Consider the following 17,903-nt stretch of genomic DNA (forward strand, 5'->3'; position numbering starts at 1 on the left):
CTGGAGGTGATTGAGTGAGGTGATGACGTCGACGAGCACCGTGGATTACCAGCGTACCGACGGCCGCACGCTGCGCTTGACTTTCGCGGAGCCCGAGCGCGCCTTGCGTGGCGGCCTCGTTGTCCTGCACGAAGGCAACGGCGTCACCGACGGCGTGGTGCTGCTCGTCGCGAGCCTCGCCGGCGAAGGCTGGCTCACCGTCACGCCGCACATCGACGGCGGCGAAGAGCTGACACAGCAGGATCTCCTCGACGCGACGGACATCACACTCGAATGGCTGCTCGAACGCGGCGTCGAAGCGGATCTTCGCGGCGTCGTCGGGTTCGATCTCGGCGGGACGGCGGCGTTGCTCGTCGCTTCGCACCGGCGGCTGGGGGCGGCGGTGAGCGTCGGCGGTCAGCGCGTCACGGAACTGCCGCGGCTGCTGGAGATCGCCGGTCGCGTCACGAGTCCGTGGCTCGGCATGTACGGCGACGCCGGTGACGACGCGGGCGGCGCCGAGGTCGAGCAGCTGCGCGATGCCGCGGCATCGGCGAAGGTGGCCACCAACGTCGTCCGCTACGCGGGCGCCAACCACCGCTTCGACGCCGACCCCGGCGCGGCGGAAGAGGCCTGGCAGCGCACCCTCGACTGGTTCGACGCCCACCTGCGCTGAGGCCCGTAACCCCTCGTGAATGCTCGCCGGTTTCGACCGGTGAGCACCCTGTTGCGCCCTTCTCCACGACAAGTACCTGATCGGATCGCCGTGGCGGCTCAGGTTCCCCGTACGTTGAAGGATAAGAAAGTGTGAGGTACCGGTGAAGAAGATACTCTCCGGGGAGTGACGAAGACGGGGGAAGCATGGTTCGGCCGTACGTGTTGCAAGCGTGGTGACGGGGACACGCGCGCAGCACACCTGGCAGGTGGCGGGTGTCACGTCCGTCGTCGCGATCACGTGGGTGACCAGGCTGACCGGCCTGCTGACCATCCTCTCCGTGGTGGTGCCCTCCGGCCGTAGCCTGCGCGGGCACCTGGCGGAATGGCTGGAGCTGCCGCAGGAGGCGACGGTGGCGGCGGCGACGGTCTCGATCGTCACCGGGGTGCTGCTGATCCTGCTGGCCGCGGGGCTGCGTCGGCGCAAGCGCCGGGCGTGGCAGCTGGCCGTGGGCTTCGCGGTGCTGCTGACCCTTTCGCACCTGGGGCTCAAGCACGTTTTCGGCGCCGGTGTGGTGTCGGTGGTCCTGCTCGTCGGCCTGATCGCCACGCGCCGCTACTTCGTCGCGGAGCCGGACCCGACCACGGGCCGCTGGCGCGCCGCGCGGGTGTTCGTGCAGCTGCTGCTGGCGGGGTTTGTGATCAACGTCCTGCTGCTCTCGGTGGCGTCGGGGAAGATGCTCGACCCGCTGGGTTTCCCGGACCGGCTCGCGCAGTCGGGGCTGGCGCTGGTGGGCGTGAGCGGGCCCGCGGTGTTCCACGGGCTGTGGCTGGAGGACCTCTCGGCGGCCATCGGGCTGCTGTTCAGCATCGCGGCGGTGCTGGTTTCCGCGTACTTCCTGCTGCGCTCCGCGGAGCCGGCGCCACGCCTTTCGGACGGCGAGCTGGCGCGGCTGCAGGCGTTGCTGCAGGAGCACGGCGAGCGCGATTCGCTGGGCTACTTCGCGTTGCGGCGGGACAAGTTCGCGGTGTTCTCGAAGTCGGGCAAGGCGGCCGTGACCTACCGCGTGATCGCGGGCGTCGCCCTGACCTCGGCCGATCCGCTGGGCGACCACGAGGCCTGGCCGGGCGCGATCGAGGAGTACCTGGAGATCTGCAAGCGCAACGCCTGGGTGCCGGCCGCGATGGGCGCGTCCGAGCTGGGCGCGACCGTGTGGGCGCGCTTCGGCCTGGAGGTACTGGAGATCGGCGACGAGGCCGTTGTCGACGCCGGGGACTTCACCATGGACGGCCGGATCATGCGCGGCGTCCGGCAGGCGGCGTCGCGGACCAAGCGCGCCGGTTACAAGGTGCTGGTGCGCCGGAGCGAGGACCTGCGCCAGGGCGAGCTGGACGAGCTGGTGGTGCTGGCCGCGAACTGGCGCGGCACGGAGACCGAGCGCGGGTTCTCGATGGCGCTGGGCCGCATGGGCGACCCCGGCTCGGTGATCGTGACGGCCGAGCAGGGCGGGCGCGTGCGCGGGGTGCTGCAGTTCGTGCCGTGGGGTGCCCACGGCCTCTCGCTGGACGTCATGCGCCGCGACCGGACCGCCGACAACGGCGTGAACGAGCTGATGATCTCCGAGCTGCTGCTCTACTCGCGGGAGCACGGCATCACGCAGGTGTCACTGAACTTCGCCGCCTTCCGCTCCCTGATGGAGCAGGGCCAGCGCATCGGCGCGGGCCCGGTCGCGCGCGTCTCGGCGAAGGTCCTGCACTTCTTCTCACGCTGGATCCAGATCGAGAGCCTGTACCGGTTCAACGCCAAGTTCCAGCCGCGCTGGGTGCCGCGCTACCTCGTCTACCCGAGCGTCCGGGAACTCCCGCGCGTCGGCATCGCCACCTTCGAGGCCGAGGGCCTCGGCGGCCGTTCCCCCTGGCTGCGACGGTTGCTGCAGCGGTGATCCCTGGTTGCGGGGGGTGCCTTCGCGGGGGTTACGGGGGGTGTGTAACCTATCTGGGCAGTGGTCGTTTCGGCCCAGGAGGCTTCGCCTAGTCTGGTCTATGGCGCCGCACTGCTAATGCGGTTGGGGGTAACCCCCCCTCCCGGGTTCAAATCCCGGAGCCTCCGCTGGTGCCTGTTCCGGCAGGTGCTAGGTTAACAACTGAACACGCGCCCGTAGCTCAGCTGGATAGAGCATCTGACTACGGATCAGAAGGTCAGGGGTTCGAATCCCTTCGGGCGCACGTCTGGTTGAGACAGCAGTACCAAGAAGCCCCCTGTTCGCAGGGGGTTTCTTGCTTTTCATGTCACGACCCCTAGGCGGGTAAGGTCGGCCGACCGTAGCCGAGTTCTCACTTAACTGCCAGTTTCCTTGAGTGGCAGGAAATCGGGCGGGTCGGCGCTCGTGCGGACCGCAGATGTCTTGCCGAACAAAGGAAATGTCCTTGCCGGATGGACACGTCTCCGGGTCGACGGGGATGGACGAAGGGCCCTGGGCGAGGTGCCTGCGTTCGGCGACGAAGGTGTCGTCTGGACGTGTGATAGTTACCTGAAGCCCTAGAAATCTACCTAGAATTCTGGGTAGACTTCTAGTGTGACGGGAAGGGTGAGGCCATGAAGGTGGACGTGAACGACCTGATCAGTGTGACCGAAGCCAGCAGCAAGGGCGTATCAAAGCTGGTCAGCGAGGCCAGCGGTGGTCGCGAGATTGTGGTCATCAAGAACAACAAGCCGGCCGCCGCCATCGTCGGGATCGAGAAGCTTGAACGCCTTCAGCGCCTCGAGGAGATCGAGGACGACATGAAGCTTGTGGCCATGGCGATGGTCAGGTCGGTAACCGACTCCGGCCAGCGCATACGCCTCGAAGACGCTGCCGCTTCATTCGGTATCGACCTCGACAGCCTTGATGACGAGGACGTCTGATCCGTCATGGTCGAGGTGTTGCTGCTTCCTGAAGCAAAGGACGACATTGCCGAACTCGACGGTTCGGCACGCTTGGTGGTCTTCAAGGCTCTCAAGAAGCTCCAGGAGGATCCGCAGAATCGAGGAGTCGCTCTTGGGAGTAGCCTCGCCACTTTCCGTAAACTGGTTGTAGGTAATCGGCAGTATCGGGTTGTGTTCCGCGTAGAGCAGGACGGAACGATCGTTGTGGTCTGGGTCGTCGCGACGCGGGTCGACAGCGAATGCTACGAACTGGCCATGTCTCGGCTCGCTCTGTACGGCAATGCGAACGTGTCCACGGTGCTGGGTGGTCTTGTGCAAGACGTCTTCGGGCGTAGAAACACGTGACTCGGGTGGGTTCTGACGACCTGCAAAGGGCGATGGGTCTTGACAAGCCTCGACGTCGGACGGTAACCGCCGATGAGTTGAAGACGTTGTCCGTTGTCATTCCCGCGTACAACGAAGAGGCGACCATCGCTCAAGCCGTGCAGGCTGCGCGGCAGGGTGTGGCGAAGCTCGGCGTTGACGGGGAAGTCCTTGTCAGTGCCAGTGGTTGCACGGACCACACGGCGGAAGTCGCGCGCGAGGCGGGTGCGGGGGTTGTTGTCGCGGGGCGGGGTAAAGGCGAGGCGATCACGTGCGGGGTCGAGTCGGCAAAGGGGGATGTCATTTGCCTCATGGACGCCGATCTGGAGTATTACGGCGACGTTCCGCTGGTTGAATTACTCGCCGGGCCGATTTTTCAGGGAATCGCGGACGCGACCATCGCCAATCTCTACTGGCGGCCGATTTATCCCGACCATTGGCTGAATGGATTCTTCGCGCCGCTGGCCGGATTGCTGTTTCCCGAGATGCTGCCCAAAGTCGGGTCCACGCCGTGGTCCGGGCAACGGGCGGCGGTACGCGCGTTGTGGCCGGAGACGCTGCCGGGCGGGTTCACCTCGGACCTGGCCATCACGCTGCACTGGAACGATCACGCCGACCTGCTCCGGCCGGTCCTCACCGACGACTGGTTCAACCCGGTACGCCCGAAGCCCGAGATCCTGGGCCAGGACTTCGCCCTGCTGATGCACCATGCCGACAAACAAGGCCGTATCCAGCCCAGCCTGACCGGGCCCATCGAGGCCTGGTTCCGGGGCGTCGAACGGCTGATCACCGACTACGACGAGAGCCACCCGGATCCGATGGGCTATCAGCAACAGCTCTTCGAACAGTCCCATCGCGAGTTGCTCCGACAGATCACTGCGCCGGAATGATGCGGTAGCCGACGCCCCGGACCGTCTGGATCATCGGCGGCTCGTGGAGTTTGCGGCGGAGCTGGCGGATCAGCACGTCGAGGACGTTGGACGCGGGGTTGACCAGGTCGTCCCAGCCGTGGCGGATCAGGTCCTGGCGGGGGACCGGCTCGGGGTACCTCGTCAACAACAGTTCCAGCACCGCGAACTCCGTGCGGGTCACCGTGAGCAGGATGCCCGCGCGGCGGACTTCGTGGCGGCCGGCGTCCAGCTCCAGGTCACCGCAACGAAGCACGGCCGGGGCCGACGGCGCCGGGGAGCGGCGGCACAGGCTCAGCACCCGGCCGACCAGCTCGGCCATCTCGAACGGCTTCACCAGGTAGTCGTCGCCGACGCCGAGGCCCGCCAGGATGTCGGCGGGAGTGCCGCGGGCGGTCAGGAACAGGACCGGCACGCCCCAGCCCGCGCGTCGCCGGTGACCCACGTACGGCAGGGCGTCGCCGGCGGGCAGCATCCGGTCGAACACCGCGCAGTCGTAGGCGTTGACCGAGATCGCCAGGTCCGCGTCCGTCAGGTCGGCCGCGGTGTCGACGGCCAGGCCCGCGCCCCGCAGCGACGTGCTGACCGCGAGCCGCAGGTCGCCGTCGTCTTCGGTGAGAAGTACCCGCACGACCACCGAGCGTAGTGTCTCGGGTCAGCTGGTGGCAGTCCGGACGTCCGAGGCCGTCAACGTGCGCAGCTCGGCCGTCTCCGGCATCCGGCCGAGGGCGCGCAGGCGCTGCGACTGCGCCTTGCGGGCGCCTTCGAACGACCGCCGCGCGTCGCGGGCGTTGCCGAAGCCGGGCGAGCCCGCGATCCGGTCGAAATGGCTCAACAGCAAGGGTTCCGTGTCCGCTTCCAGCCGGTAGTCACCCTCGGCGGCCATCCGCTGGACGATCTCGAGCAGGTCCGCCGGGGTGTAGTCCTCGAACTCGATGGTCTTCGCGAACCGTGAGGCCAGGCCCGGGTTCGCGGCCAGGAACCCGGCCATCTCGCCGGTGTAGCCCGCGACGATCACCGCCACCTGGTCCCGGTGGTCCTCCATCAGCTTCACCAGGGTGTCGATCGCCTCCTGCCCGAAGTCGCCGCCACCGCCGGTCGGCCGCGACAGGGTGTACGCCTCGTCGATGAACAGCACGCCGCCGAGGCATTCTTCGAAGACGACCGACGTCTTTTCCGCGGTGTGGCCGATGTACTGCCCGACCAGGTCGCGCCGGGAGACCTCGCGGAACTGCCCGCCGTCGAGCACGCCGAGTTCGCGCAGCAGGCTGCCGTAGGTCCGGGCCACGGTTGTCTTACCGGTGCCGGGGGCGCCGGTGAAGATCAGGTGGTGGCTCACGGTGCCGACCGCCAGGCCCGCGTTGCGCCGCCATTCGTCGACCTGGATCTCGTCGACGACCGCGCGCACCTCGGCCTTGACCGCCTGGAGGCCGACCATCTCGTCGAGCCGGCTGAGCAGTCCGTCCAGCCCGTCCGCCGCGCTCGCCGACTCGGACGGGGCGACGACCGTCGGCGTCGCGCCCTCGGCGAGGTCCAGCGCGGGCTCGGCGGTGTTCTCGAGCGGGCAGGCCTCGACCAGCCCGCCGCAGTCCGGGCCGAACGACATCCCGGCGCCGGTCACGTCGTGCACCTTCGTCCGCCGGATCGTCGGCACACTGCGGTGCGCGACGGCGATGCCCGCCCCGGTCGTCCGCGAGACGTCGCAGCCTTCGACCACCGGGCGCGCGTACTGGTAGAGGTACATCCCCCGGTGCCCGCAGCCGGTGATCGTGCAGCCGACGACCTCGGGGTCCGCGCCGAGCCCGATGACCAGGCCGTCGCCGGTGACGTCGTGGATGTCGCAGTTCTCGATCCGCCCGGACGAGCTTTCCACGACCACGCCCTGCTCGGCGCCGGTGATCGTGCACCGGCCGAGGGCGAACTTGCGGCAGCCGCGCACGCTCACCGCCGGGCCGCCGCGCGCGGACACCGTGCACCGCTCCATGGTCAGCTCGACGTCCTCGGCCTGTACCGCCGTGACCTCCGCGGCCACCTCGATCCCTTGCAGCGTAAGGAAACCGCCGCGGACGTGGAGCGTGGCCCAGCCCGCGCCGGTGCCGTCGAGGCGGACCGTCGCCCCGGCCGCGGCACGCACCGTCAACCGGCGCTCGACGAGTTCGAACGTCTCCTCGTAGCTGCCACTCGCGACGGAGATGGTGGCGTCGTCCGGCGCCGCGCGGACCGCGTCGCCGATCGTCGCGTAGGCGCCCTGTTGCCCGGGTGCCACGAGCAGGGTCCGGCTCGTCGCAGCGGTCATCAGCTGGCCCGCTCGGCGAGCCAGCCGCGGTCGGCCGCCTTGGCACCGGCCTGGAAACGGCTGCGCGCGCCCAGCCGGTTCATCAGGTCGGCGACGGTCCGCCGGACGGTCCGCACCGAGATGCCCAGCTGCGCGGCGGCGGCCGCGTCGGTGTGGCCCGCCACGAGCAGCTTCAGCAGCTCCCGTTCCCGCTGGTCGCCCTCGGCGTCGCCGGGGAGGCAGGTCGCGGACAGCGGGACGGCGGTCGGCCACACCCGTTCGAACAGCTCGACCGCCGAGGTCACCACGCCGGGCAGGTGGAACGCCGCGGCGCCGGTGCGCCCGGCCGGCAGCACGACCACCGTGGCGTCGATGACCAGCGCGTCCAGCGGCACCCGGGGCACGGTGCGGGTCGCCGCGCCGGCCAGCGTTAGCTCGGCGAGCCGGGTGGACAGCCGCGGCGCGGTGCGGGCGGTGTCGGGCGCGAGCACGCGGTAACGCACGCCGCGCCTCAGGTTGTCGAAATCGCCCGGGCGGACCAGGCCGATCGGATCCGGTCCGAGGACCGACTGGGTGCTCATCACCAGCACCTCGAACGACGCCTGCGCGAGCAGGTCTTGGATCCCGTTGCCCGGCGCGCCCGAAAGCGGGCGGGGCTGGTCGAATGCGAGGGTCATCGCGGGAAACCTCCGATCGGGAGCGACGCGGCCACGGCGAGGAAGTGGCCGCCGTCGAGGCGGGACAGCCGGATGCCGGCCGGGGTGAGGAGCTGGGTGAGCCGCGCCGCGGTCACGTCGACCGCCGCTTCGGTGGTGGCCGCGAGCCGCAGCACCGCGGACCGGCGGCCACCGGTCCGGGCGGCGAGGGTGAGCGTCACCGCGACCCCGGCGACCGGGGTGAGCAGCCGGACGGTGAGCGCGGTGACCACCGGATCGGCGAGCCCGGCCCAGCCGTCGAGCGTGAAACAGGCTTGGGAGACCGGGCCGGTCCGCCAGAACCGCCAGTCTTCACGCAGCTCGTTGCGGCCGCCGGTGACGTGCGCGAGCGCGGTCAGGGCGGCGAACGCGGTGTCCTCGGCCGGGGGCCCGGCGGTGATCCCGGCGCGGTTCAGCGCCCGTCGGATCCGCCGTACCGCGTTGCGCAGCGCCAGTTCCAGCTCGGGGTCGCCCGGCACGTCGGCGGTGCGCACGGCGTGCACCCCCAGCCACAGCCGGGGCGGCGCGTCCGGCCGGGTCCCGGCGTGGAACGCGGCCTGCACGACGAACTCCGGGTCGTCGTCGGTCGCGGGCGGCAGCAGGTCGGCCGGGCTGGGGAACGCACGGGGGTCGACGGCCTTCTCCGGGCAGACCATGGCGGTCAGGCCGTGGGCGTGGCTGATCGCCGGGGTCGCGCCCTGCGCGGTCTCCAGCGTGCCGACGGCCGAACCGGGCAGCAGCAGCCCGATCAGGGCCTCGGCCTTCGCGGGCGAGTCCGGCAGGTCGTGCCGGCGGCCACGCAGGGTGAACCGGCAGGCGAGGCCCGCGAGCTGGTACAGCCACCGGCCGTCGACGCGGATGGCGGTCAGCGCGAGTACCACGGCCGCGCCGATGGAGACCGCGGTCAGCACCGGCCACGGCCGGTCGAGGCAGGCCAGCACGGCGACCACGGAAACCTGCCAGCAGACCATCTGGGCCGGCTCGATCCGCGCGGCCGGGTGGGCCGTTTTGGTCTTCGGTGCCGCCGTCCGGACCGGGGCGGACGGCGCCGGGGCCGGGGGTGGCGGCGGCGGAAGCATCGGGGGCGGGGCCAGCGCCCGGGGCGCTGCCGGGGCGTAAGTGCGAGGCGGGGCGGGGGTCCGGGCGTAGGCCGGGGCCGCGGTCGCCGCCGCCGAGACGACCAGCACCGGAGTGCCCGCCGCCCGCGTCGCGCCGCTTGCGTCCCCCAACGGCCGGGCCAGCGCGCCCGCCTGCTCACGACCGTCCACAGTGCACCCCCCGAGCCGGGGTGGCCGCTTGTGGCCACCTTGTCGTCTTCGGGTGATCCGGACGGGCGGGCACGCTAGCGTACGGGCACACCGCCTGGTCCGATCCGGGGAAGATCACCGAGCCACCTCCTCGTTGCCGTCCTGGACTCGCCGTGGGCGAATACGATCACCCGTTACATGAGGTTTCGATGACATGAGGCAGCCGGTGCGAGTACTGCTCGTCGAGGACGACGAGAACCTGCGGGCCGCGGTGCGCGCCGAACTGGGCGCGGCCGGGTTCGACGTCGTGGTGGCCGCGGACCTGGCCGGGGCCGACGCCGAGCTGCGGTCCGACGGTTTCGCCTGCGTGGTGCTCGACCGGATGCTCCCGGACGGCGACGGGCTCGACTACGTGCGCCGGCGCCGCCTCGAAGGGTGGGATGCGCGGGTGCTGTTCATGACGGCGCGTGACCGCGCGTCCGACCGGATCGACGGGTTCACTCACGGGGGTGACGACTACGTGGTCAAGCCGTTCTCGGTGGCCGAGCTGACCGCCAGGGTGCGGTCGCTGGCCCGTCCGGGCGCCAGCCGCCCGCCGGTGCTGCGCTTCGCCGACCTCGAGATCGACTGCGCGCGACGGGAGACCCGGCGCGCCGGCGCGTTGCTCACGCTCTCCGGGCGCGAGTTCGCGGTGCTGGAGTACCTGGCCGTGCACCACGAGCAGGCGGTTTCGCGCAGCGACCTGATCGACCACTGCTGGGACGAAAGCGCGGACCCGATGTCCAATGTGGTCGACGCCGTGGTGAAACGGCTGCGGCGCAAGCTGCGTGAGCCGAGCCTGATCCACACCGTGCGCGGCCGCGGCTACCGGTTCGGCTTCGCGGACCCGGCGCCGTGAGCCGGTCCGCGGCCGACCGGCTGCGCGGCCTGCGCCGTCTGCTCACCGTGGTCTTCACCGGGATCAACGCGATCGGCCTGATCGTGTTCGCCTGGCTGCTGGTCACCAACGACGACCGGCAGGGCGACCAGCAGCTCGACGCCCAGCTGGAGCGGGTCACCGCCGTGGTCGCCCGGCTGCTCCAGTTCGACGCCACGAACGGCACCCTGACCACCGGGTTCGTCGCGCGCGACCAGCTCAACGACGAATGCCCGCAGTTCGCCGTCCTGCCCGGCGCGTCCGGGGACTTCCCGGCTTACACGAGCGCGCAGCAGTGCGTGCAGGTCGACCTGCCGCTGCTCGGCGGGTTCGCCGACGAGGCGGCCCGCAGCGGGAAGATCGAGTACGGGCAGATCCGCGGCGCGGGCGACCGGCGGCTGCGGATGCGGGCCGAGCCCGTGCGCAGCACCTCCGGCCAGTACATCGGCGCCGTCGTCGCGGTCACCGACGGGCAGGCCGCCTACGACGACCACGTGCGCTACACGTTCATCGTGTTCGGCGGCTGCCTGGTGCTCATCGCCGGGCTGGCGCTGGCCGGTCACTTCTTCGCGGGCCGGGCGATCCGTCCCGCGGCGGCCGCGCTGGAACAGCAGGAGATCCTGCTCGCCGAGACCGCGCACGACCTGCGCACCCCGGTCGCGGCCCTGCGCGCGCTCGCCGAGACGTCGCTGCGCCACCCTGACCAGACCCGGGAGCTGCTGCCGCGCACGGTCCAGCTGGCGTCGCGGATGGGCGGGATCATCGACAGCCTGCTCGTCCGCGCGCGGCTCGCGGCGGGCGTCGACGACCTGGCGATCCAGCCCGTCTGGCTGGACCAGCTGGTCACCGGGCTGGTCGAGGACACCCCGGCCGGCGGCGCCAGCGTCACCGTGACCGCCGCCCCGTCGCTGGTCCAGGTCGATCCCGGGCTCATCCAGCGGGCGATCGGGAACCTGCTGGACAACGCGCTGCGCTACGGCCGTCAGCCCGATCAGCCCGCGATCGTCCACATCACCGTCGCCGGCGGCCGGGTCACGGTCGCCGACCACGGGCCCGGGGTCGAGGACGCCGTCGCCGACGGCACCCTCGACCGGTTCACCAGCGGCAGCGGCTCGACCGGCCTCGGCCTGTCGATCGTCCGATGGGTCGCCCAGGCCCACGGCGGCTCGCTCACGGTGTACAACGCCGACGAGGGCGGGGCGATCTTCGAACTCGTGCTGCCCGTGGCCAGCCCCCGCGCCTGACCGGTTGCGCCCCAATGTGGCGTTCGGTGCGCTCAACGCAACCAATGTGGCGTTCGGTGCGTTGGACGCAACCAACGCCACATTGGGGCGCTCGGGTGTAACGGGACGGCGGCGGAGAGTGGCCCTTTCCGGCCATAGCCGGGACCCCTCCCCGCCAACGCGGCTAACCTCCCGTCCCGTGAGCGAGAACACTCGGCGCAACCCGTCAAGAAAGACCGTGTCTTGGCGGACCCGGCTGCCCGTGATCGCCGTTGTGGTGGTCGCGGCCGCCGCCGTGACCGCGGCGGTGACCGGTGCGGCGAAGCCGCTGCCAGGGATGCGGGTGGTGCCCGGCGGCCACTGGGTCTACAACTCCGTGCTGCAGGCCGCCTTCCACCTGGACGGCGGCACCGCGGGGATCGACGCCCAGGCGGCCGTGCCGGGTGACCAGGGCAGCCAGGTGGTGCAGGGCGACACCAACGGCTACGTCGTGGGCGACTCGCGGATCAGCCGGTTCGGCAAGTCGGACCTGACGGCGGGCCCGGCGGTCGCGCCGCCGTCGAAGGAGGTCCCGCTGGGCCTGGAGACGGCAGGCGGCCCGTACCTGGTCTACCGCCAGGCCGGGCAGGTCGTCCGGCTCGGCGACCCGTCCGCCACGATGTCGGCGGGCGGCCCGATCAGCGACGCGGTCGCCACCGCCGACGGCACGGTCTGGCTGCTGCGCACCAGCTCCGGCCTGCTCTGCCGGCTGGACCAGGGCGCGGACCGCGTCACGTCCTGCCCGGTCGTGCTCCCGGCCGGCCACACCGGCTCGCTGACCGTCGTCGGCGACCAGCCCCACTTCGTGGACACCACCGACGGCACCTTGCGCTCCGTCGGAACCGGCGGGCTCGGCGACGCGGTACCAATGGGCCTGTCCCCGTCGGCCGGGCTGCGTCCGGCGGCGAACGACGTGTCCGGCCGGGTGCCGCTGCTCGACCAGCAGACGAACCGGCTCTACCTCGTCGACCCCGCGCCGAAGCCGCAGAAGCCGGTGACCGTGCAGCTCCCCGCCGGGCAGTACGACGGACCGGTGGCGGGCGGCTCGGTCGTCGCGCTGGTGGACCGCTCGTCGGGCACTTTGCTCACCTTCGACGGCACCGGCAAACAGTCCGACGCCAAGCCGATCCCGCCCGGCGCCGGCACTTCGCGGCTGGACCGCGGTGAGGACTCCCAGGTCTACGTCGACGGCGGGCAGGGCACCCACGTACTGGTCGTCGGCAAGGACGGCAAGGTCACGGACGTCCCGGTCGTGCCGCCGCCCACCGGCAAGCCCGACCAGCCGGCCCCGGGCCAGCCCCCCGCGCCGCCGCAGCCGGGCACACTGCCCCCGGCCGAGCAGCGGGGAACCGGCGACGCCATCCCGCAGCCGCCGGACACCAACGCGGGCAACAAGCCCAGCCCGCCGGCCCGTACCCAGGACAAGCCCGCCAAACCGGCCAAGCCCCCGGCACCGCCCGCGGTACCGGCGAGCCCGCCGGGAGCGCCGCCTTCGGTGTCGGCCACCGGCGGCGCCGGATCGGCGACGGTCAGCTGGGGAGCCGCGGCGGAGAACCGCGCGGCCGTGACGTCCTACCGGATCAGCTGGTCCGGCGGCTCGAAAACGGTCGCCGGCGGCACCCGTCAGGCCAGCATCCCCGGCCTGACCGACGGAACCCGCTACACCTTCACCGTGGTCGCGGTGAACAAGGCGGGCACCGGACCGGGCGCGTCGGCCTCGGCCACCCCGGCCTCGGCAGCGTCCGCGCCCGGGCTCACGGCGACCTACAAGGGCGGCGGCGCGTCGCTCTCGTGGACGCAGCCGGACCTCGGTGGCGGCCAGCTGGTGAACTACCTGGTGACCGGGACCGGACAGGCGCAGCAGACCGTTTCCGGTACTACGGCGACGTATTCCGGTCTCGCTGCGGGGAAGTCGTACACGTTCACGGTGCGCGCGGTGACCAAGACCCCGGACGGTGAGACTCGTAATGGGGCGACGGCGTCGAAGTCGATCACGGTTCCGGCGCAGTCGGTCACCATCAGCCGCGGTGCCGACACCAGCTCATCCAACTGCAGTGACGACTGCGCCTTCGTGAACGTCTCCATGAAGGGCTTCGCGCCGAACACGAAGTACCAGATCAGGCTCAGCTCGTCCAGCAACAACAACGTCCAGACCGAATCCGGCACCACCAACGCGAGTGGCTCGCTGAACTACAACGAACTCGACTACGACGTGGCGGGCGAGACGATCTTCGTTCAGGTCATCGCGCCGGACGGCACTATCGTCAGGTCCAAATCGATCGTTTGGAAATGAACCGATGACTCCAGAAATCGCGCCCGGCGCCGTTTACGAGCGCATCGCCGCCAATGTCCACAGTGTACTGCGCGGGAAGCCGCAGCTGGTGCGCCTGGCGATCGCCGCCGTGTTCGCCGAGGGACACCTGCTGGTCGAGGACGTGCCGGGCGTCGGCAAGACGACGCTGGCCCGCTGCCTGGCGCGCAGCATTGGCGGGTCGTGGAACCGCATCCAGTTCACGCCCGACCTGCTGCCCGGCGACATCACCGGGGTGCCGGTGTACCACCAGCGCGCCGAGCGGTTCGAGTTCCACCCCGGCGGGATCTTCGCGAACGTGGTCGTCGCCGACGAGATCAACCGCGGTACGCCGAAGACCCAGTCGGCGCTGCTGGAGGTGATGGGCGAGCGGACGGTCACGGTGGACGCCGTCCGGCACGAGGTGCCGCGGCCGTTCCTGGTCGTGGCCACCCAGAACCCGATCGAGATGGCGGGCACCTACCGGCTGCCCGAGGCGCAGCTGGACCGGTTCCTGATGCGGCTGGAGGTCGGCTACCCCGACCTCGCGTCCGAGGTGAAGGTGATCATGGGCGACTGCGCCGGGATCGGCCCGGACGAGCTGTCGCCGGTGGTCGACATCCCGACCCTGCAGCAGGCCATCGCGCAGGTCCGCGCGGCGCACGTGGACGGCGCGGTCTGCGAGTACGCCGCCCGGCTCGCCGGGGCCACCCGCACCCACGCCGCCCTGCGTTACGGCGCCAGCCCGCGCGGCAGCATCGCGCTCATCCGCGCGGCGCAAGGACTCGCGGCCACCTACGGCCGCGGCTTCGTGACTCCGGACGACGTCAAGGAAATCGCCCAGCCGGTACTGGCGCACCGGCTGATCCTCACCACCGACGCGGAGCTGAACAACCGCCGTCCCGCCGACGTCGTCGACGAGGTGCTCGCCACGACCCCGGCCCCGGCCGGCACGGGAGCGAGGGCCTGATGCTCCGGCCGACCCGGCGCGGCCTCGGTGTCCTGGTGACGACGGTGGTCCTGTTCGCCTTCGGTCAGCTGGCCGGATATCCGCTGTTCCTCGCGATTTCCGGCGCCGGGGCCGGGGCGCTCGTCGCGGCGGCCGCGGTCACGGGACGGCGCCCCCGGGTGGCCGTCAGCCGCGAGGTCTACCCCGACCGGGTCGAACGCGGCCGTCCGGCGTTCGCCAAGCTGCGCGTGCACAACCCGACCGGCCGTCGCCAGGGCGCGTTCAGCGCGGGCGACCGGGTCGGCGCCGGGTTCCACTCCGTCAGCGTGCGCGCGCTGGCAGCCGGGGCCGAGGCCGTGCACCACTACGACCTGCCCACCGAACGCCGGGGCAAGCACCAGGTCGGACCGCTCACCCTCGACCGCGGCGACCCGCTTGGCCTCGGCCGCCGCCGGTTGACGACCGGCGAGACCGCGACCCTGTGGGTGCACCCGCGGATCCACGTGATGCGCGCGCCCGCCGGCGGCCGTCCGCGTCACCACCACGAGGGCGCGGCCGTCGACGAACGGCTGCGCGGCTCGTTCGACCTGCGCGAGGTCCGGGAGTACGTGCCCGGGGACGAGGTCCGCCACCTGCACTGGAAGGCGACCGCGCGGACCGGGCAGCTGATGGTCCGCGACTACGTCGACCCCGACCAGCCGCGGTTCACGGCGCTGCTCGACACCCGCGTCCAGGGCCCGTTGCTGGAGGAGGCGGTGGACCTGGCGGCGTCGCTGGTCGCGTCCGCCGCACGGGCGGACCAGCCGGCCCGGCTGGTCACCGCCGGCGGCCTCGACGTCGACACCGGCGGGGGCCCCGCGGCGTTACGGCGGCTGCTGGACGCGCTGACCGTGCTGGAGCCGTCCGGGGATTCCGCGCTGGTGCCCGAAGACCTGGTCCGCTCCGGGGTCGGCGGGCTGGCCGTGGTCACCGCCGGCGGCACGGCCGCGGACCGGGCCGCGCTGGCCGCCCTGCGGGGCCGGTACTCCCACGTGGTCGTGTTCGTCCTCGGCGACGCCGGGTCGCTGCGCGGGCTCCCGGACACCACGGTGCTGCCGGTGTCGGGCGCCGCCGACGCCGCCCGTCGCTGGAATGCGATCGCGCGATGAGTCCACAGTGGATGGACAACTTGGCGGACCGGCTGCGCTCGAAGCCACCCTCCGCGCGCGACGATGCCCTGAAGGCCACCTTCAGGGACCCAGATGCCCTCAAGGTGGCCTTCAGGGACCCAGATGCCCTCAAGGTGGCCTTCAGGGACCCAGATGCCCTGAAGGCCACCTTCAGGGACCCAGATGCCCTCAAGGTGGCCTTCAGGGCGCGCAGCGGGGCGACGGCGCTGGTACTGCTCACCACGGGGCTGGCGGGGATGTTGTTCGCGCCGGTGTTCGGGGTGAAGGCGCTGGTCCTCCCGATCGTCGTGGTGGTGGCGGTGTGCTTCGGTGTCACCGAGCTGTGCACCCGGGTGGCCGCGCTGACGCCGTGGCGGCCGGTGCTGGTGCTCCTCGTCGGGCTGCTGGCGCTGGGGGAGCTCGAGTTCGGGCCGGGGCTGCCGGACGCGACGATGGTGGGCGGCCTGCTCGACGGCGTCACCCAGTCCTGGCAGCTGACCCTGCAGTCGACCTGGCCGGCCCGGCCGGACCCCGAGCTGCTCCTGTTCGTCCCCCTCGCCGTGCTGGTCGCCGCGATGCTGAGCGTGGAACTGTTGCGCCGTCCGGCTTTCGCGCTGATCCCCGGCTTGGTGGTCGCCGGGCTGAGCCAGGCGTACGTCCCGCTGACCGGGCCGGCCGCGACGGCGGCCGGACTCGCGTACGCCGTGGTCGCCGGGGCGCTGCTGATGCTCACCCGCCGCCACGGCGCCCGGGCGGTGTTCCTCGTCCCGACCGCGGTGCTGGCGGTGGCCGTCTCGGTCGGCGTCACCGCGGTCGACCAGGGCTCGCAGCCGTCGCTGGCGATCCAGCACGAAGCCGCGCCGCTGCCGCCGCTGCGGATCAGCGACCCGCTCGACGGGATCGCGGACCGGCTCACGCACCCGGCCGTGCCCGTGTTCAGCTACACCGGCGCGGCCCCGGTCGACCGCTGGCGGCTGGCGGTGCTCGACGACTTCGACGGCGTCACCTGGCGCTCCGACACGGGTTACCGGCGGCTGGGCGCCTCCCTTGGCGACGCCGCGCACCAGGTGCGGATCACCGTGCCGGCGGCGACCGACGGGCCGTGGCTGCCGAGCCAGCCCGAACCGGTCGCGGTCGCCGGCGTGGCGCCGCTGGTCGACCAGGGCAGCGGTGTGCTGCTGCTGCCGGATCGGACCGGGCCGGTCAGCTACGACCTCGGCTGGCGGGAGCCCGCCACCTCGAATGACCTGCTGGACGCCGGGATCGACCCGGCCGCGGTGACCGGCGGCGTCGGCCAGGTGCCGGCCGGGGTCGCCGAGCTGGCCCGGACCGCGACCGGTGGGCTGCGGCCGTCGTTCCGCGCCGCGCTGGTGCTGGAGCGCTACCTCGCCGAGCACTACCAGCGCGCGACCGGGCCGACGCTGCCCACCGGGAGCGGCTGGACGCAGCTACGGACGTTCTTGTTCGGTACCAAGGCCGGCACGAGCGAGCAGTTCGCGGCCGCGTACGTGGCGCTGGCCCGGATCACCGGCATCCCGGCCCGGCTCGCGGTCGGCTTCCGCACGCCCGCGGGGGCTGCCGGGACCACAACTGTCCACAATGGAGACGCGTTCGCCTGGCCCGAGGTGGCGGTCGCGGGGGTCGGCTGGGTGCCGCTGGACCCGGCCGGCGGCGCGGCCGGCGGTTCCGGTGAGAACCAGGCCGGGCTGGCCCGGGCGACCGCGCAGGCCAGGGCCGAGCTGCCGCCGCCGCCCCAGCTGCGTGACCCGGACGTGCCGAAGGGGGACCAGGCCGAGGCCGGGGCCGGGTCGTCCGGTGGCTGGCTGCCGGTCCCGCCGGGCTGGCTCTTCGCCGGGCTCGCCGCGCTGGTGCTGCTGCTGGTGGCCGCGATCCCGGTGCTGCGCAAAGTCCGGACCGCCCGACGGCTCCGCCGGACCGGGGCGGACGCCGTCGTCGCGGCTTGGCGGGAAGCCAGAGATCTGCTTCGTGCGCACGGTATCGCGGTCCCACGCGGCGCCACTGTCCGTGACCTGGCCGGTCTTCTACCCTCCACAATGGACAATTCGGTGGCGGAAGGCCTGGAGTGGCTGGCCCGTCAGGTGGACGTCGCCCTCTGGTCCGGCGGCGCCGCGGACGACGGAACGGTGTCGCAGGCGTGGTCGGCGGTCCGGGCCATCCGCAAGGGCCTGGCCGGGACGCCGGTGCGCACCCGGCTGCGGGCCGCGTTCGAGGTCCGCAGCCTGATCGCCGAGCCGGCTGGCAGCTAGCGGCCAGCCGGGGCCGGGCCGGGA

At 71.9% G+C, this 17,903-nt stretch carries 15 protein-coding genes and 2 tRNA genes; 13 read left to right on the forward strand and 4 right to left on the reverse strand.

Going from position 1 to position 17,903, the window contains the following annotated elements:
• Positions 1-22 precede the first annotated feature (22 nt).
• The 7 genes from OG943_RS38240 (at position 23) to OG943_RS38270 (ending at position 4,812) form a co-directional block, all read left to right on the forward strand.
• Complete coding sequence (locus OG943_RS38240; RefSeq protein WP_328605786.1) at positions 23-655, forward strand: dienelactone hydrolase family protein; 633 nt, start codon at positions 23-25, stop codon at positions 653-655.
• A gap of 211 nt (positions 656-866) precedes the next feature.
• Positions 867-2,576 carry a phosphatidylglycerol lysyltransferase domain-containing protein gene (locus OG943_RS38245; protein ID WP_328605787.1) on the forward strand — a complete coding sequence of 570 codons (1,710 nt, stop codon included), beginning with the start codon at positions 867-869 and terminating at the stop codon, positions 2,574-2,576.
• A gap of 77 nt (positions 2,577-2,653) precedes the next feature.
• Positions 2,654-2,743: transfer RNA gene (locus tag OG943_RS38250), tRNA-Ser, on the forward strand.
• A 42-nt stretch (positions 2,744-2,785) separates the two neighbouring features.
• Positions 2,786-2,859: transfer RNA gene (locus tag OG943_RS38255), tRNA-Arg, on the forward strand.
• Between the two features lie 370 nt (positions 2,860-3,229).
• Entirely contained in the window at positions 3,230-3,538 is a 309-nt protein-coding gene (locus OG943_RS38260; protein WP_328605788.1) for a type II toxin-antitoxin system prevent-host-death family antitoxin, read from the forward strand.
• A gap of 6 nt (positions 3,539-3,544) precedes the next feature.
• Complete coding sequence (locus OG943_RS38265; protein WP_328605789.1) at positions 3,545-3,904, forward strand: type II toxin-antitoxin system RelE family toxin; 360 nt, start codon at positions 3,545-3,547, stop codon at positions 3,902-3,904.
• A gap of 5 nt (positions 3,905-3,909) precedes the next feature.
• The gene (locus tag OG943_RS38270) at positions 3,910-4,812 is read left to right on the forward strand and encodes a glycosyltransferase family 2 protein (RefSeq protein ID WP_328605790.1); all 903 of its coding nucleotides are present in this window, start codon (positions 3,910-3,912) and stop codon (positions 4,810-4,812) included.
• Here the strand turns inward: OG943_RS38270 and OG943_RS38275 are convergent.
• The 4 genes from OG943_RS38275 to OG943_RS38290 are packed head-to-tail and all read right to left on the reverse strand — an operon-like array spanning position 4,796 to position 9,068.
• Complete coding sequence (locus OG943_RS38275; RefSeq protein ID WP_328605791.1) at positions 4,796-5,461, reverse strand: response regulator transcription factor; 666 nt, start codon at positions 5,459-5,461, stop codon at positions 4,796-4,798. The genes OG943_RS38270 and OG943_RS38275 overlap by 17 nt on opposite strands.
• A 24-nt stretch (positions 5,462-5,485) precedes the next feature.
• Positions 5,486-7,126 carry a right-handed parallel beta-helix repeat-containing protein gene (locus OG943_RS38280; RefSeq protein ID WP_328605792.1) on the reverse strand — a complete coding sequence of 547 codons (1,641 nt, stop codon included), beginning with the start codon at positions 7,124-7,126 and terminating at the stop codon, positions 5,486-5,488.
• Positions 7,126-7,782: a helix-turn-helix transcriptional regulator gene (locus OG943_RS38285; protein ID WP_328605793.1), complete on the reverse strand. Its 657-nt coding sequence runs from the start codon at positions 7,780-7,782 to the stop codon at positions 7,126-7,128. The genes OG943_RS38280 and OG943_RS38285 overlap by 1 nt, the downstream gene beginning before the upstream one ends.
• The gene (locus OG943_RS38290; protein ID WP_328605794.1) at positions 7,779-9,068 is read right to left on the reverse strand and encodes a hypothetical protein; all 1,290 of its coding nucleotides are present in this window, start codon (positions 9,066-9,068) and stop codon (positions 7,779-7,781) included. Before OG943_RS38290 ends, OG943_RS38285 begins: the two co-directional genes overlap by 4 nt.
• A 193-nt stretch (positions 9,069-9,261) precedes the next feature.
• Between OG943_RS38290 and OG943_RS38295 the strand changes: the two genes are divergently transcribed.
• The 6 genes from OG943_RS38295 to OG943_RS38320 all read left to right on the forward strand — a co-directional run bounded on the left by OG943_RS38295 (position 9,262) and on the right by OG943_RS38320 (position 17,879).
• Complete coding sequence (locus OG943_RS38295) at positions 9,262-9,945, forward strand: response regulator transcription factor (protein ID WP_328605795.1); 684 nt, start codon at positions 9,262-9,264, stop codon at positions 9,943-9,945.
• Positions 9,942-11,207 carry a sensor histidine kinase gene (locus tag OG943_RS38300; RefSeq protein WP_328605796.1) on the forward strand — a complete coding sequence of 422 codons (1,266 nt, stop codon included), beginning with the start codon at positions 9,942-9,944 and terminating at the stop codon, positions 11,205-11,207. The genes OG943_RS38295 and OG943_RS38300 overlap by 4 nt, the downstream gene beginning before the upstream one ends.
• A gap of 178 nt (positions 11,208-11,385) precedes the next feature.
• Entirely contained in the window at positions 11,386-13,518 is a 2,133-nt protein-coding gene (locus OG943_RS38305) for a fibronectin type III domain-containing protein (RefSeq protein ID WP_328605797.1), read from the forward strand.
• 4 nt (positions 13,519-13,522) lie between these two features.
• Positions 13,523-14,485 (forward strand): AAA family ATPase, encoded by a 963-nt coding sequence (locus tag OG943_RS38310; RefSeq protein WP_328605798.1) that lies wholly within the window; start codon positions 13,523-13,525, stop codon positions 14,483-14,485.
• Positions 14,485-15,612: a DUF58 domain-containing protein gene (locus OG943_RS38315; protein WP_328605799.1), complete on the forward strand. Its 1,128-nt coding sequence runs from the start codon at positions 14,485-14,487 to the stop codon at positions 15,610-15,612. Before OG943_RS38310 ends, OG943_RS38315 begins: the two co-directional genes overlap by 1 nt.
• A gap of 194 nt (positions 15,613-15,806) precedes the next feature.
• Positions 15,807-17,879 (forward strand): transglutaminase family protein, encoded by a 2,073-nt coding sequence (locus tag OG943_RS38320; RefSeq protein ID WP_328605800.1) that lies wholly within the window; start codon positions 15,807-15,809, stop codon positions 17,877-17,879.
• Positions 17,880-17,903 lie beyond the last annotated feature (24 nt).

Origin of the sequence: Amycolatopsis sp. NBC_00345 (assembly GCF_036116635.1) — a bacterium.
GTDB lineage: Bacteria > Actinomycetota > Actinomycetes > Mycobacteriales > Pseudonocardiaceae > Amycolatopsis.

Coding starts and splice junctions, on each gene's coding strand:
- OG943_RS38315 (WP_328605799.1), top strand. CDS start 14,485: ATGCTCCGGCCGACCCGGCGCGGCCTCGGTGTCCTGGTGACGACGGTG.
- OG943_RS38310 (WP_328605798.1), top strand. CDS start 13,523: ATGACTCCAGAAATCGCGCCCGGCGCCGTTTACGAGCGCATCGCCGCC.
- OG943_RS38260 (WP_328605788.1), top strand. CDS start 3,230: ATGAAGGTGGACGTGAACGACCTGATCAGTGTGACCGAAGCCAGCAGC.
- OG943_RS38280 (WP_328605792.1), bottom strand. CDS start 7,126: ATGACCGCTGCGACGAGCCGGACCCTGCTCGTGGCACCCGGGCAACAG.
- OG943_RS38295 (WP_328605795.1), top strand. CDS start 9,262: ATGAGGCAGCCGGTGCGAGTACTGCTCGTCGAGGACGACGAGAACCTG.
- OG943_RS38265 (WP_328605789.1), top strand. CDS start 3,545: ATGGTCGAGGTGTTGCTGCTTCCTGAAGCAAAGGACGACATTGCCGAA.
- OG943_RS38240 (WP_328605786.1), top strand. CDS start 23: ATGACGTCGACGAGCACCGTGGATTACCAGCGTACCGACGGCCGCACG.
- OG943_RS38285 (WP_328605793.1), bottom strand. CDS start 7,782: ATGACCCTCGCATTCGACCAGCCCCGCCCGCTTTCGGGCGCGCCGGGC.